Source organism: Bacteroidales bacterium, assembly GCA_018334875.1.
In the GTDB taxonomy this organism is placed as follows: domain Bacteria; phylum Bacteroidota; class Bacteroidia; order Bacteroidales; family UBA12077; genus JAGXLC01.
The window spans coordinates 1-15,040 of sequence record JAGXLC010000083.1 but is presented as its reverse complement, the minus strand read 5'-3'; the positions used below and the strand labels follow the sequence as shown (position 1 = coordinate 15,040).

15 protein-coding genes and 1 tRNA gene are annotated in these 15,040 nt (G+C 41.9%); 4 read left to right on the top strand and 12 right to left on the bottom strand.

Features of this window, described 5'->3' with window-relative positions:
- Nucleotides 1-598: 598 nt before the first annotated feature.
- Nucleotides 599-1,405 carry a glycoside hydrolase family 16 protein gene (locus tag KGY70_08930; GenBank protein MBS3775298.1) on the bottom strand — a complete coding sequence of 269 codons (807 nt, stop codon included), beginning with the start codon at nucleotides 1,403-1,405 and terminating at the stop codon, nucleotides 599-601.
- Nucleotides 1,406-1,873: 468 nt separating this feature from the next.
- A tRNA-Arg gene (locus KGY70_08925) sits at nucleotides 1,874-1,947 on the bottom strand.
- Between the two features lie 115 nt (nucleotides 1,948-2,062).
- On the opposite strand from KGY70_08925, the gene KGY70_08920 reads away from it, so the two are divergent.
- Complete coding sequence (locus tag KGY70_08920) at nucleotides 2,063-3,247, top strand: MFS transporter (protein MBS3775297.1); 1,185 nt, start codon at nucleotides 2,063-2,065, stop codon at nucleotides 3,245-3,247.
- 66 nt (nucleotides 3,248-3,313) lie between these two features.
- On the opposite strand, the gene KGY70_08915 is transcribed toward KGY70_08920, so the two are convergent.
- From KGY70_08915 to KGY70_08895, 5 genes are all read right to left on the bottom strand, one after another.
- Complete coding sequence (locus tag KGY70_08915; GenBank protein ID MBS3775296.1) at nucleotides 3,314-3,475, bottom strand: rubredoxin; 162 nt, start codon at nucleotides 3,473-3,475, stop codon at nucleotides 3,314-3,316.
- Between the two features lie 35 nt (nucleotides 3,476-3,510).
- Complete coding sequence (locus KGY70_08910) at nucleotides 3,511-5,076, bottom strand: citrate lyase subunit alpha (GenBank protein MBS3775295.1); 1,566 nt, start codon at nucleotides 5,074-5,076, stop codon at nucleotides 3,511-3,513.
- Nucleotides 5,077-5,180: 104 nt separating this feature from the next.
- Nucleotides 5,181-6,401 carry an HpcH/HpaI aldolase/citrate lyase family protein gene (locus KGY70_08905; GenBank protein MBS3775294.1) on the bottom strand — a complete coding sequence of 407 codons (1,221 nt, stop codon included), beginning with the start codon at nucleotides 6,399-6,401 and terminating at the stop codon, nucleotides 5,181-5,183.
- Between the two features lie 271 nt (nucleotides 6,402-6,672).
- Nucleotides 6,673-6,999 carry a hypothetical protein gene (locus KGY70_08900; protein ID MBS3775293.1) on the bottom strand — a complete coding sequence of 109 codons (327 nt, stop codon included), beginning with the start codon at nucleotides 6,997-6,999 and terminating at the stop codon, nucleotides 6,673-6,675.
- A 156-nt stretch (nucleotides 7,000-7,155) separates the two neighbouring features.
- On the bottom strand, nucleotides 7,156-7,731 hold the full coding sequence (locus tag KGY70_08895; GenBank protein MBS3775292.1) for a flavodoxin family protein: 576 nt from the start codon (nucleotides 7,729-7,731) through the stop codon (nucleotides 7,156-7,158).
- Between the two features lie 383 nt (nucleotides 7,732-8,114).
- Between KGY70_08895 and KGY70_08890 the strand changes: the two genes are divergently transcribed.
- Together KGY70_08890 and KGY70_08885 are read left to right on the top strand one after the other, a co-directional pair.
- Nucleotides 8,115-8,936, top strand: coding sequence for a class I SAM-dependent methyltransferase (locus KGY70_08890; protein MBS3775291.1), 822 nt, complete (start codon nucleotides 8,115-8,117; stop codon nucleotides 8,934-8,936).
- Between the two features lie 4 nt (nucleotides 8,937-8,940).
- Nucleotides 8,941-9,603, top strand: coding sequence for an HAD family hydrolase (locus KGY70_08885; protein MBS3775290.1), 663 nt, complete (start codon nucleotides 8,941-8,943; stop codon nucleotides 9,601-9,603).
- 54 nt (nucleotides 9,604-9,657) lie between these two features.
- Here KGY70_08885 and KGY70_08880 read toward each other — a convergent pair whose 3' ends face one another.
- The 3 genes from KGY70_08880 to KGY70_08870 form a co-directional block, all read right to left on the bottom strand.
- The gene (locus KGY70_08880) at nucleotides 9,658-10,038 is read right to left on the bottom strand and encodes a 3D domain-containing protein (protein MBS3775289.1); all 381 of its coding nucleotides are present in this window, start codon (nucleotides 10,036-10,038) and stop codon (nucleotides 9,658-9,660) included.
- A 199-nt stretch (nucleotides 10,039-10,237) separates the two neighbouring features.
- Nucleotides 10,238-10,987, bottom strand: coding sequence for an ABC transporter permease (locus KGY70_08875; GenBank protein ID MBS3775288.1), 750 nt, complete (start codon nucleotides 10,985-10,987; stop codon nucleotides 10,238-10,240).
- 5 nt (nucleotides 10,988-10,992) lie between these two features.
- A complete protein-coding gene (locus KGY70_08870; GenBank protein ID MBS3775287.1) occupies nucleotides 10,993-11,967 on the bottom strand; it encodes an ATP-binding cassette domain-containing protein in 975 nt (324 codons plus the stop codon).
- 241 nt (nucleotides 11,968-12,208) lie between these two features.
- Between KGY70_08870 and KGY70_08865 the strand changes: the two genes are divergently transcribed.
- Entirely contained in the window at nucleotides 12,209-12,865 is a 657-nt protein-coding gene (locus tag KGY70_08865) for an HAD-IA family hydrolase (protein ID MBS3775286.1), read from the top strand.
- Between the two features lie 96 nt (nucleotides 12,866-12,961).
- Here KGY70_08865 and KGY70_08860 read toward each other — a convergent pair whose 3' ends face one another.
- Nucleotides 12,962-13,195 carry an SHOCT domain-containing protein gene (locus KGY70_08860; protein ID MBS3775285.1) on the bottom strand — a complete coding sequence of 78 codons (234 nt, stop codon included), beginning with the start codon at nucleotides 13,193-13,195 and terminating at the stop codon, nucleotides 12,962-12,964.
- A gap of 462 nt (nucleotides 13,196-13,657) precedes the next feature.
- Nucleotides 13,658-14,956, bottom strand: coding sequence for an ATP-grasp domain-containing protein (locus KGY70_08855; protein MBS3775284.1), 1,299 nt, complete (start codon nucleotides 14,954-14,956; stop codon nucleotides 13,658-13,660).
- Between the last annotated feature and the right edge of the window lie 84 nt (nucleotides 14,957-15,040).

Sequence of the window (15,040 nt, the reverse complement as noted above, 5' to 3'; positions counted from 1 at the left end):
AGCAATATATATTTGGTGTATCTTCCACCCCCTTTTCTATGCTGAAGCCAGTGATCAACCTTTTTTCTCAGGGTCTTATAAAAGTCGTTGTGGTTTTTATTGGCCAGTTCGGATTTCATTAGTGTAAAGCTTAATTATAGGTCTGTAGTTCAATTAAATAATATTTTAAAGTTCGAATGTGTTGTGCTTCCCCGCCATGGAACCCGCATGCTTTATTCATCTCCTTGTTGTGCAGGTCACTGCATGCGGGTTTCATTCGGATAAAGTTTGATTATATGTTTGTAATTCAATTACATAGAACCTCAAAATTTGAGTCTTGTGCTTCGTTCGCCATGAAACCCGCATGTTACTCATGTTCTTGTTGTGAAGGTTCCTAGATGCGGGTTTCATTAGTGCTTTGTTTATTGAGTCCAGTCTAAAAAGCCATCTTACCCCTAAATCCCCTAAAGGGTACTTTTTCAAACTGCTGATTTTTAGCGGTTTCACTTTAGGGGTTAGGGGTAAAAACGATAAAAATCAGCAGTTTGAAGGCTTTTTAGACTATACTCTTTATTGATATTCATTACTACTTAAAATAAAAACACAACCCATATCCGGTTTATTGCTCCAAATTATACATCCTCACATAATCAATGTAATATTTATGGGGAAATTTTTCGTCGTCGATACCCTGTTGTCCGCCCCAGGATCCGCCTATCGCCAGATTGATCAGTAAATAATGGGGCTTGTCAAACGGCCAGGTTGCATTGTTCCCTTCACCATCATTTTTAAAAGTGAAATATTTTTCGGCATCCACAAAAAAGTCGATGCGGTCTTCATACCATTCGATGGCATAGGTATGAAAATTCTCCCAGGGCTTATCCAGTTTCATGGTGTTGCCTTTGCCGGTACCATCAACATGATTATAAGCGCCGGTATGGATGTTGGCATGAACATTTTGCGGATCGTATCCTACATGTTCCAGAATGTCTATCTCCCCACAGTCGGGCCAGCCCACTTCGGATATATTGGTGCCCAGCATCCAGATGGCCGGCCAGGTACCATTGCCAACGGGGACTTTCGCCCGTACTTCGATCCGTCCATACCGAAAATGCTTTTTGTTTAAGGTATTAATGCTTGCCGATGTGTACTCCGCTCCCCTGTAATTTTCCCTCCGGGCCTCGATGATCAGGTGCCCGTCTTCCACCCTGGCATTTTTCAATCGCTTTTTGGTATAATACTGTGCTTCATTGTTCCGTATCATTCCCTGTTCATAAACCCATTTTGAGCTGTCGGGAAGGCCCGTATAATTGAACTCATCGGACCATACCAATTCTTGGGCCTTTAATTCCCGGGAATCAAAGGAAAGGAATACGAAGAAAAGCAAAAACACAATGCCGGCCAAATGCCATCCTGTGATTTTCATAAAAATTGGTTTTAGTGGATTACTGGTTTTAAAATTTTTCGCTGTCGGAGACAGGAATAATTCTTGAATTATTCGGGCTAAGATAGAAAATTATTTCCAGCTTGTGAGATAAAAAAGCGACAGAATGGATAATATATCTGCCTTTGATTTCAGAATCACTCAAAACATTGGTTAGAGGATTCAAAACATATACGGTGTTTTCAGCAAAATCGTCAAGATTATTTTTGAGGCATTGAAGGTCTTGATCTAACCCGAATTATTCACAAATAATTCTGACGCTATTGAAAAACCTGGCTTTTTGCTTCAATAAATTTCGCAAAAACCCGGTTTTTCTAATGCGGGGTAACCTGGATCCTTCCCACAATCCATCCCGCATTCATAAACTTCACTTCGTTTGTTTATGAATAATCCAGGCTAAAGGCAACATACCAATATTTTAAAAAGCCGGCTTAAGGCAAACCGGCTTTGTGACCCCGCTAGGATTCGAACCTAGGGCCTACGGCTTAGAAGGCCGTTGCTCTATCCAGCTGAGCTACGGGGCCATTGCATAAAGCCCTGCAAAAATATAAAATTCTGACTTCCGAAAAAAGAATTCATTTAAATTCTGATTACTTCCATTACATTTGCGCAGCATCTGAATAAAATATGGAGCAAAGCCTGAAATCAAATATCATCAAGCTTTACCTGATAAAGATCGCCAAATGGTTTATGCTTTTCATGCCCATTGTGGTGCTTTTTTATCAGGAGAACGGGCTTGAGATGCAGGATATTTTTGTTCTTCAGTCCATATATTCCGTTGTGATAGTTATTCTGGAAATTCCCTCCGGCTACCTGGCAGATGTGCTCGGCAGAAAAACTACACTGATCATAGGTACCACACTGGGATTTTGTGGATTTGGAATATACAGCTTATCGTATGATTTCTGGGGTTTTCTTATGGCGGAAGTCACAATGGGAATAGGAACGAGCCTGGTTTCCGGGGCAGATTCGGCGATACTATACGACACATTAAAAGCCGGAAATCAGGAAAACAAATACCTGCGGTTTGAAGGAAAAATGGTTTCCATAGGAAACGTAGCCGAAGGTATGGCCGGGATACTGGGAGGGCTTTTGGCCGAAATCAGTCTTCGTACACCGTTTTATGCCCAAACGGCGGTATCATTCATTGGCATTCCGGCTGCCATTTTATTGATTGAACCCATCCGTCAGGAAAAGCTCACCAAAATGAATTTTAATGATATTCTACTGATCGTCAGATATTCGCTTCATGATAACCCCCATTTAAAATGGAATATCCTCTATTCTGCGGCGATTGGCGCCTCCACACTTACCATGGCCTGGTTTGTTCAGCCCTATTTCAAACACGTGGAGCTGGAATTATCGCTTTTCGGTTTGTTATGGACCCTGCTCAATCTATCGGTGGCCATCACTTCTTATATTGCTTATAAAGTGGAGCATCGCCTGGGAAAGGTTAAAATGATCATGATCATCACCCTGTTTCTGCCTCTGTTCTATCTCCTCTTAAGCCAGATCCATGTCATCTGGGGGATATCGGTATTGTTCCTTTTTTACCTAATGAGGGGTCTGGCCACACCAGTACTCAAAGATTACATCAACCGGCTGGCTGAATCCAACACACGGGCTACCGTGTTGTCGGTACGCAACTTTATGATCCGTTTACTTTTTGCAGGGATTGGTCCTTTCCTGGGATGGTACACCGATCACTACTCCTTATCCAGTGCGCTGGTTTTGTCAGCAGTCACATTTTTCACTCTGGCCGGCATTGCAGGGGTGTTCTTCCTGAAAACACGAAAATATACGGGCGAAAAAGTAAATGTATAAAAAACAAACCGGATGAAATGCTTTGATCCCAACCGGTTTGCCTATTTCAACCAATAAACTGATCTTTCAATCTATCGGTTCATATTCCCCTTTTCCAACACCACAGACAGGACATCTCCAGTCATCAGGAATATCCTCAAAAGGAGTGCCCGGTTTGATATTTCCCTGTGGATCGCCTTCTTTGGGATCGTAAACATGTCCGCATACTCTGCATTTGTACCTCTTCATAGTCTGGATCTTTAAAGGTTAAAAATATTTGTTTGTTATACTTCTACTTTTTTTACTGAGTCTATCACAGTTCCATCCACCCATTTCACAACGGCAACGACCTCATCTCCCCATTCCGGTTTGGCAGGTTTGCCGCAAATCTTCTCTGCCTCTTCCTTCAGCTTCTCAATGCTTTTAACCGGCAAATGGGAGTTTTTTGCTTTTTCGATCAGATCCGTCCTGCGGGGATTGATGGCTATTCCTCTCTCCGTAATCACCACATCAATTAATTCTCCTGGTCCGCATAGTGTAGTGACCTCATCGGTGACAACCGGTATTCTATCAGAAAACAATGGCACAGCTAAGATCACTGTACTGGAGAAGAGGCAGTTTTGCCATCCTCCAATACCGCGCAATAAATATCCGTCAGAACGGGTGACCCCATTGGCGTTAAAATTCACATCCACCTCGGTGGCTCCCAATATCGCCACATCCAACATACCGGCAAAATTGCCCTTATCATGGTAATTGTACCCGGGAAAAGATGTAGCCGGGATGTGATTCGGATTATCCTTCAGGGAACGTAAGCTTTCCCGGTCAAAGGTCTCATCGTCGAGGATGTACTCTACCAATCCATCTTCAAGCATATTAACCAGATATCGGTTACTTCCTCCCCGGGCAAAACGTGCCCTAATCTTCTTATCCTTCATTTTTTTTGCAAGAAAATCCACAGCAGCCTGGGAAATACCTCCGGTTTCCGTTTGAAAGGAAAATCCATTCCTCATTATTCCGGTTGCTTCACAAAAATCTGCGGCCATCTCAGCCAGAAGTAATTTGTCAGGGTTCCTGGTGATAAGGGTGGAATCAGGAAAAATTTTTGCGGGAATACTAATCTGATCCATCTTCACCGTATAATCCACATAACTTCCCCGGATCTGCCATGGTACACAGGGAAAGTCCACCATATTGTCTGTGGCCACAATCACTTTATCCGCATATTGGGCATCGGCCTGGGCAAAACCAAGCATACCACTGGCCGAAGGACCAAACAATCCGTTGGCATTACCGAAAGGATCGGCACAACCGGCGCCTATCACGGCTATATCTATTTTGACATCTCCATCCTGTACAGCCTGATACCGTCCTCCATGAGAATAAATTACTCCTGTTCCCTGCATTTTGCCTTCAGCAGTAAATTCTCCCAGAGGGCCGCTCATACTGCCTTCAATACGATTAATGGTACCATCTTCAAGATATGGAATCAGATGCTCATGACATGAAAAGGTCCCCGAAGGGAACCATACCAGATTTTTTACGCCGAGTTCATGTATTGCATCAAATAAGCGGTTGGTTAACAGATCACCTTCACGAAAATGGTGGTGGGTGGAAATGGTCATTCCGTCTTCTATACCGGCTTTCTCAAGAGCTCCTCTAAGTGATGCCACCTTTTTATCACCAGTGGAAGGGTAATCTGCGGATGAGCGAACGGGAGGTCCGTACTTATATCCCTCCGGCTTGTACTGCCCCACTCCCTGATAAGGTATAACGGATTTACCGTTTACCTCCTCCGGAACATATCTGCCTGATGTATTTTTTTGAAGGTTGTTAGCCGGTTGCCTCATATAATCCTAATATCACTTTTGAGTACTCTGATAAACAAGCATTGTCGCAAAAAGTTTATGGTTCTGTAAAAATATATAAAAAGCAGACAATTACAAAATCCACATCAGAATATAAACTTATCTCTCAAATTTTCAGAAACCAACCCCAGGTATATTCCAAGCTCCAGTGTGCTCTGTGCACGCTTGACCACCGGAGGATCAATCATCTGTGTTCCCCTGGCAGTTACCCCCAAATCTTTTTCTTCTGCTTCATGAGCCGCATCGAGTATCTTTTTTGCTTTTTCGATTTCTTCTTCTCCAGGAGCAAAGCCTTCATAAATGGGGTTAATCTGACGGGGATGAATGCAACCCATGCCTTCAAACCCCAGTGATTTGTTTTCCCTTGCTGCAGCTTTCAAACCTTCCTCATCTTCCACATCTGAAAATACCGAATCAATGGGCTGGATTCCGGCCGCCCTGCATGCATTGACAATCCGGGAGCGGGCATAAAATGATTCATAGGAGGAATGGGTTCGCTGAGCTCCAATATCAGCAGTATAATCTTCCAAACCTATGGCCATCGCTACTACCTCATCCGAGGCACCGGCTATATCAAAGGCATGCTCCACACCATTTGCGCTCTCTATAACAGGCATCATATATATATCATTGCTGGTTTGATGCCGCTCTTTTATATTATGGATCTCTTTCTCCACTTCATAAACCTGTTCAGCAACTTCACATTTGGGTATAATTATCACATGAACATTATGTGGCACAACATACTTCAGGTCCTTCAATCCCTCCGGAAAGCGGTTAATCCTCACCATACGCTCCGCACCGTAAAAATTGACACTTCTCAGGGCATTCCGCACCAGAAACCGGGCTTCCTTCCTCTTGCCCGGAACAACCGAATCCTCAAGATCAAGAATGATTGCATTGGGATGATGTATTCCCGCATTGATCATCATCTTCGGAGTATTTCCCGGAAGATATAAACAGGACAAACGAAACCGGTCTTCACGGGTCCCATATTTGTTTTCTTCCGGCATGGGCAGTAAGTAGGGTTCATCCGGACCTATAAGCTCTTTTAGCGCTGCCTCTATCCGGGCTGCAATAACAAATGGAAGGGCACCGCTGTCTTCGATCTCCAAACGGGAGCTCCTTACTTCATAAAACTGCAGGATGTCTTTTGCCAGATCGCGAATGGATTCGCCATACAAGGTGCCTACTTTACTTTGAATGTCAACATCATTTCCTCCCCTACCCCTTAATTCCAGCGTTACAAAACAGTCTGAACGTACCTTTTCACCTTTGTTTCCCGCATAAGCAATATTTTCATTCATATCGAGGGCATATTAGATTGTTTCTCATAGTTAAAGGAACTTGCTAATTTAAACAAGCCAAAACGGAAACACATTAAATTCCTTGAAAGCATCCTGTTTGGTTTTGGCTTGTCCAAATTAGGCCATAAGAATCTTTAAATATACAAAAATTATTTGTAAGAATCAGATTGAATAAAAAACAGAATCGCTAATACTATGCTCCTCCCTGCCAAGAAAAGCTCTATTTAAAAGAACCTTCAAAAATAAGGCTAAAGAAAGGCTCTGTCGCTACTCAGTCAAATCGAAGGTTTTCCTTTTCAATGTACTCCTGAAGCGTACAATTCGACCAAACTGTGGTATATTTATCATTGGTCGCCACATAAATTTCCAGTTCAGCATCTTCCAGATAGCCCAGGTTTTTTAATAATTTTCTAACCATCTCGTGGTTGGATAACACTTTATACAATGAACCGGAAACCGAAGAATTATATATTCGCTCCAGAAAACGAAAATACTTCTCCCTGTCCTTTGGTGCAATGTAGGTATACAAATAACGGGTACTCCCCAAGAAAGACTGAAAAGCCTTTTGCTTCCGCAATAATCGATCGAAATCGGCCATGACACAACTGATTCTAATTTTCTATAAAAATACGGAATGAACCAATTGTAGTCAATAGCTCAACCCCCTATTCCACGAAATAAATAAGATTTTATTGAATTGATCAGGAAAAGCGAATAAAATATTTATTTAGTTTTAATAAAAATTCCGGTGCGGCTATCGTGAAATCTTATTATGAAGCCATAGGATGTTTTCTGCCAGTCGGGTAACAATTTTATATCCTTCTTCATCATCCTGCACCTCTCCGGGTTCTTTTGCAAGGGCTACATTCCAGTATCGTGAGCCTGGTACGATCATATCGTTGATGAAAAAGAAATTGTTTATGGATTGAAATGCGGGCATCATACCGGCCCGTCGTGCAACGGTCACAGCGGCACCAATTTTTCGGCTCAAAAAGCTACCGTTGCCCTTGATCACATATCCGCAGCGATCAATAAAAGCTTTTGTTTCAGGGGTCATCTGGGAAAAATAAACAGGAGATCCTATAACAATGGCATCCGCTTTTTTCATCTTCTGAATATACGTATTCACTTCATCATCATCTATCACACATCGTTCATCTTTATTTTTCCTGCATTCCATGCAAGCCGTACAACCCTGAACAGGCTTACCTCCCAGTTGAATAAATTCACTACGGGCATTTTTCTCAGAAAAAACATCTGCCATGCGTGTTAGTAGATATGCTGTATTTCCCTCTTTTCTAGGACTCCCGTTAAAAAGCAATACATTCATAATGATCTTATTATTATTTATTCTTTAGAGTCTGTCTATAATGTCCGCTAGCTGTATCACGCTCGTTTTTCATTCCATTCATCCGGCAGTTGCCTGCTCCGCAGGCTGTCGCTGAAGCTTTAACGCAAGCGACCGAAGATTGCAGGCGGACAGGCATCCATCCCCCTCATTCAGCGGGATTTTTAAATAATGCAGGATAAAAAACCTTCTTTAATTGCAGAGGCGAAAATAGAACAAATATGTGGATTATTAAAATAAAATATCTATGAATGGGTTCATGGCGACCTTTTTATTTTTTATTAATCAAAATGGTTTTGCCGGGTGCATTTTTTTAGATAAGTTGCGCCCCAATTATTGCTAGTAAAAATTTTATAAAATACTGTATGTTAAAGAAATTATTTGAAACAGGTGAATCCACCAACAATTATTACCAGTCGATCAACAATACCTATGTAAATGTATTCAACAAATACCTGATGTTACACTATCCTTTTTTCATGGAGGAAGATGAAAGTCTTGAGAAAAGACAGCTCAATTTAACGAATCATTGTTTATCCAAAGTCGGATCCATCCAGGACAAAACTGTTCTTGAAGTAGGTTGTGGCAACGGAACCCAATGCATCTACATGTATAACAATTTCTTGCCGGGAAAAACAATAGGAGTGGATATCAACCAAAACAATATTGAACTGGCCAAACATTTAAAGAATGGACATGAAAAACTGGAATTTCATGTAGATGATGCCCAGAAACTTGACAAGATCCCGGATAACTCCATCGATATCCTTTTTTGTATTGAAAGCGCCTTTCATTACCCTCACAAACAATCATTTTTTGAACAAGTGGAACGGGTATTAAAACCTTCAGGAGAATTCCTTATTGCTGACATTCTGTCAAAAACCCATAAAAAGAGAATTCCCCTGCTTGAAAAATGGAAAAGAAAAATGAGTTTTTATCACTGGACAGAGCACCAGTATGCAATATCATTGCAGCAAACCGATCTATCTGTTATAAACAGGGAAAATATAACACCGCAGGTGATTGAGGGGTATAAGGATTCCCGGAACTGGATACAGAGAAGGCAGCTTAATAGCTACTTTAAATACCTGATGCTTAAGCTATTTGTTTTTATTCAGGTAAAAATAAATGTTATCCTGTTGAACAACCGGCGGAAATACATCATTTTTTATGGAGTGAAAAATTAAAATCATGATAAAGGGTATCCTGTTTGACCTTGACGGAACGCTGATCAATACCTGGGATCTTTACCTGGAGGCATACCGTCTTACTGCCAGGGATTATCTGAAAAAGGAGTTTTCTGAGGAAGAAATCGAAAGCATGAAACTCACCACGGAAATGAACTTCATTAACAGGCTCATTCCGGAAGGAAAACGCCGTGAAGCCTATCAACGCTTTCTGAAAAATTATAAAAAAGCGCACGGGAATCATTTCAAAGGTGTTTATAGAGGGATACATCACATGCTTGAAAAGCTTTGGAATGCGGACTACAGATTGGGTCTGGTTACGGGCAAAAGCCGAAAAGCACTGGAACAAACACACAGTGAGCTGGATTTGGATATATTTGAAGTGATCATCACCAACAACGAAGTCAGTCAGCCAAAGCCTGATCCGGAAGGCATTCATAAGGCTATTGAGCAGATGATCCTCGGCCATAATGAGCTAATGTATGTAGGAGACTCCATTATGGATTTTCAGGCTGCAAAGGATGCCGGGATTTATTTCGGTGCAGCATTATGGCCAAAAAATCCTGAAGAAATCCGCCAAATAAAAGAGAAGATTCAACCTTACCCCACGACAATCTTCCTGAAGACCCCGGAAGATTTACTAAGCCATTTACAAAAAGCAGATTAAGTTAACCTCTCCGGTTCATGCCAAACCGGTATAGGAAGGTATAATGCAGATAACTCAATTTCCTCTTTCGGGCAACCTTTCTTTATTTGTTTTCCAGCTAATGGTCACCGTTTTTTTGCCCCATTCCAGGGCTTTATCTATATCATTACCCATATAAACATCAATCTTCCTGGTCCAGCGTCTGTGCATTTTATCGGTAACCATATATTCTCCGGGCAAACCTTCTATATTTACCCAAACTCCGTAGGTTAAACCCGAGTCAAGCAGATCTCTGGATACGGCAATGGCTTTGATACCTGGCTCCAGGGTATCACCCCACGCTGCAACCCGGGGATTACCCAAGGTTTGGTTTTTATGAGAATTATAAGCAGTAGCAGTAACTTCCATCTGATGTTCCTCATAGGCGGGGCCACACGAAACAAAAACACCAGGCATTAAAACCGCCCATATCAGTATAACGGTGCCGGCATCTCGTAAGCAATTGATTATACTTTGCACAGTATGCATCTTACCAATTTCCTTTTTTAAACCAATAAGAAATAAAAAAACGTATGACTGCCACATTGCATTATATTCTCCTAATTTGAACAACATAGGAAAACCCCGAATGTTATGAAATGAAAGCCGCCTACATTTAAATCTTGATTTTATTGAACAAAAATCCCCCCAAAAGGAGTACAACCACCAAAAAGCCTCCCAATGCTCCAAAGCAAAGCCAGGGATTCAACTGGGAAGCCCCCAGCATTCCGTATCGCATTCCTTCCACGCCATAAGTCAAGGGATCGAGATAAGTAAAGAAAGAAAGCCACCCGGGAATTCTGTCCAGCGGAAACAAAGCACCGGAAAGAAAAAACACAGGGAAAAGCACAAAGTTGACGATTAACTGAAAACCATGTGTGTCCTCCATTCTTGAAGCAAAGGCTATGCCTACTGATGTAAAGGAAAGACCGATCAGAAACATAAACACCAGGGAGATGAGAATCCCGGAAAAAGATGGCATATTGACACCTATGGCAATAGAAATGATAAATACCAGCAAACCCTGAAGCACAGCAGTTGTAGCTCCGCCAAGTGTCTGGCCGATCATCAGGTGCAGCCGGGAAACCGGTGCTACAAGCGTTTCTTTAAGAAAGCCAATCTGCTTGTCGATTACAAGCTGCACACCCGAGAAAATACTTGAAAACAAAATGCTCATAGAAACAATGCCCGGGGCAATAAATTCCACATAATTCACTTCCATGCCTGGAACCGATATCGCAGAATTCAGTCCGAACCCAATAATCACCAAAAAGAAAAAGGGCATACCCAAACTGCCTATAATCCTGCTCTTCATCCTGAAATATTTCAGGACATTCCTGTACCAAATGGTATATATTGCACTCATTCCACTCATCGACGCGATGCTCTCATGTGCTGTCTCATGCGGTCCCTGGCACTGGCTTCCTGTTCCCTTATGGTTTTTCCCGTATAATTGAGAAAAACATCTTCCAGGGTAGGTATTTGCAACGAAACCGACTCAATATGCACATCATTCAACATTTTTATGATTTCTGCTATCCGTTTTTCCGCATTCCGGAGGGTTACATCCACAAAGCCATTATGCTGGGAAAGGTTAACCAGCCAATTCAACCCAGCCAGTTTCTCCTTGACTCTCGTGGTTTCTTCCGACTCAATTCTTATCAGGCTTCCCCCTAGCTGTTCTTTCAGTGCATTGGGTGTATCCAGGGCTATAATTTTTCCCTGGTCAATGATCGCAACCCGGTCAGAAAGTTTTTCCGCCTCATCCATATAATGCGTGGTAAGTATGATGGTAACCTTCTTCTTCTGATTCATATTCCGGATATAATCCCACAGATGGTTTCTGGTTTGCGGATCAAGTCCAAGTGTAGGCTCATCAAGAAAAAGAATTTTAGGCTCATGCAGCAGACCTCTGGCAATTTCAAGTCTTCTTTTCATACCCCCGGAAAAAGTCTTCACCAGTTGTTTCTTGCGATTATCCAGTTCAACCAGTGTGAGCATCTCATTTATCTTCTCCCTGCTCTTTTTCATTCCGTAGAGCCGCCTGTGAATGTCCATATTTTCCCATGCGGTCAGTTCCTCATCAAGTGTAGGATCCTGAAAGACCACACCGATGGATCTTCTTACATCAGCCTGCTGGGAAACCACATTGTATCCGCTCACCATCGCTGTCCCTTCTGTGGGCGATAATAAGGTAGACAATATGGAGAGCGTAGTGGTCTTTCCTGCTCCGTTTGGACCCAAGAAGCCAAATATCTCCCCCTCACGGATGGAAAAATTTATGTCATCCACGGCGGTCAGATCTCCAAACCGCTTTGTAAGATGCTCGACTTTAATCAGTTCCATAATGTATACATTCGCTAAACCGCCGGTGAATCAGCCGGAAAGTCTTCTGCCGGTCTGAAAAGACTCCCAAAATTGCAAAAAAATCATTGGTTAACATTTTTTTGTTTTTAAATAATTTTACATTGAATTGGGAACGATATACAACCATTTATGTTCATGCAAAGGCAAAACTTAAACAATTGAATTTTTATGACGTTATAAATAATACAAAGATTGCATGCTCAATTAAAAGCTTTTAACTATGATATCAGGCATCCTTTTCAATCTGGATGGAACACTAATCAATACACTGGATCTTTACAAGAAGGTCTATCAGTATGTGGTACAGCCTTATGTTAGAAAGCCCCTCACGGCTGAGGATATTCATGGTTCCAAACCAGCGCCTGAGCGGGAATTCATAAACAGGTGCGTTCCCGAAAAAGAAAGAGAACAGGCATTCAGAAGGTTTCTCAGGCACTACAGCAATTTTCACGATTCACATTTCGGCGGAATGTATGAAGGAGTGAGGGAGATGCTTAATCATCTGAGAAAACAGAATTATCTCATCGGAATCGTTACCGGGAAAAGCCGGGAAGCCTGGAAAATTACCTCCGGAAAATGTGCATTGGGAGCTTTTGACATCATCATAACAGATGATGATGTTGATGCTTACAAACCCAACCTTGAGGGTTTGCAAATGGCCCTTAACGGGTTAAAATTGGAAAACGCAGAAACCCTCTATGTAGGAGATCATCTTAATGATTTCCGGATGGCCAGGGAGGCCGGAGCAATTTTTGCGGCAGCGCTATGGTCAAAAACAGCGGAAGACAGAGCCGATTTCAAAAGAGAACTGGAAGGAAAAAAAGACGTTTGGTTCTTATACCATCCCCAAGAGCTGACTCAAAAGCTTGAACACTGATCCATCTTTTTTCTGCTGATGGCTGGCATATGTTTCTGGCCCAACCTATGGTTGCAAATCCAGAATTGCATTCACCCTATTCAATCAACGTTATACCTACTGTTCGGTTAGCTCTTTCTTTTGTCTTTCATATTCTTCATCGCTGATTTCACCATTCAGATAACGCCTGCGGAGATGTCTCAAACTTGTGCTTCTGAATGTACGTTTACCCCTTTTTCCTAAACGCCTGAGCAACATCCACACAATAAGCAACGCTATGATCAGGGCAAGGGTGATCACCAGGTCGGATTCTCTGTCGCTTTTTTGTAATAAGACAATTAATATATTCATAATGATTAAATTTTCATTTTGCCGGCTTTTTGACGCCATTCCTTATTTAGTGTTTGTCTATAAAGTCAAAGAGATTTGTAAGAGTCTTGACTAGAATATTCGCTGGCAAGGCTTGCGAGTTTTGAATGCCAAATGTAGAGACGCACGGCCGTGCGTCTCTACAAGATGTAATTGACTGGCATGAAAAACGAGCGTAACGCAGCCAGCGGATATTATAGACAGACTCTATTTAGCTTTTAAAAAACGGGTATTAGTATGAACACAATAAAACAAGAAATTATTTGATTCAAATCAAAAAAATTTGCCTTTACAATAGAAGTGTTTCAGCATTAGCCAGTCGGAATTGTTATACCCGTGCATGAAATGAGAATACACTTTTCCAATAAAAAAGCAGAGACGCCCTGCTTTACGTCTCTACCTTATATTTGCCTTCCAAATTTAAAGAAATGTCCTGCCTCAGCCCTAATGCACCTGCGGCACTTCATCAAGCTCTACATCAAAAGTAAGGTTTGCCATGCAATCATCGTACTTTTGAATAAGCTCTTCCTGGTTTCTGGCTCCAAGGAACATATTCCCCAGTTCATAACTGTAGCTGTCCTGTCCCTTCAAATCGGAAAGGTGCATACCTTCTGTTACATGTAATTTGAGTGTCAATTCGGGATATTTTTCATTGAGTTTATCCACCTCTTCCTGGCTGGGTATCTTTTTCACCCTACCTGACTCATAAATCCGCAGCATAAAATTGCTTGCAATCCGGTGCTTCCCCTTATATTCAAGGGCTTTTGGCCTACTGCCGAGGGCAATATTAAGCATAATCGAGTGATGAGATATTCCGTGGACCTTTTCAAAAATATCGGTGTGGGCCTGGGATATTCTCGGATTGATCTCAAGCAGGAAAATCTGGTTCACAGTATGGTTGTAAAAAAATTCAATATTAAAAGGCGAATTATTCAGTCCGATCTGGGTGATGACCCTTCTGGCCAGATCTGCCATCCGAAACTGTATTTCCTGCGGAAGGGAAGAGGGATACTCATAGCGGGCAAACGAAGACCGGTCTTCTTCCCTTACAGAATCGATAATCCCATAAACAACCACCTCTCCGTCGAAAACATACCCTTCTACGGTACACTGATGGCCACTGATGGGCGATTCGGCAATACAGGTTTCTTTCATGTAGGCAAATTCTTCCGGCAGTTGGTAATTCTTAAAAATGTAATTAAAAGGTTCAGAAATATAGTCAATATGCTCCCTTACTTCCTGCATATGATCATTGAACTCATATTCGCTATTGATCCGGTAAGCCAGGAATGAACGGAATGACTTAATGGGTTTTATCCAGAACGGGGGGATCATCTCTATTTTCTGATAAGCCTGGTTATCAAACGGATCAAAGGCCATAAACATTGGAACGCTTCTTGGAATTACCTTATTTTGTTCCAGTCTGCTCCAGTACTTGTGCTCACACTTCAGCACACTTTCCAGAGAAGGCCCGGTTAAATTGTAACGGGAAGCAATAATAGGAACCAGATCGGTACCGGGAAAGTCGTAATAGGATACCACGGCATCAATCCTTCCATGTTGATCAATTCGCTGGAAGGCCGTTTCAATGAGCTTTTTCATATCGAACTGTTCCAGGCCCCGCATTTCTTCATATTTAACTGCGGGGAGGAAATCACAATCACTTGCCTCGGGCAACCTTTTGAGCTTCTCAAGGTTGAAATCGTCAAGGCCTACAACAAAAATTTGTTTTTTGTCGGTCATTTTTTTCAAAAATTAAAAGATTAATACAATAAAAACTTAGCCCGAATAATTCAAGAATTATTCCTGTCTCCGACAGCGACTAAG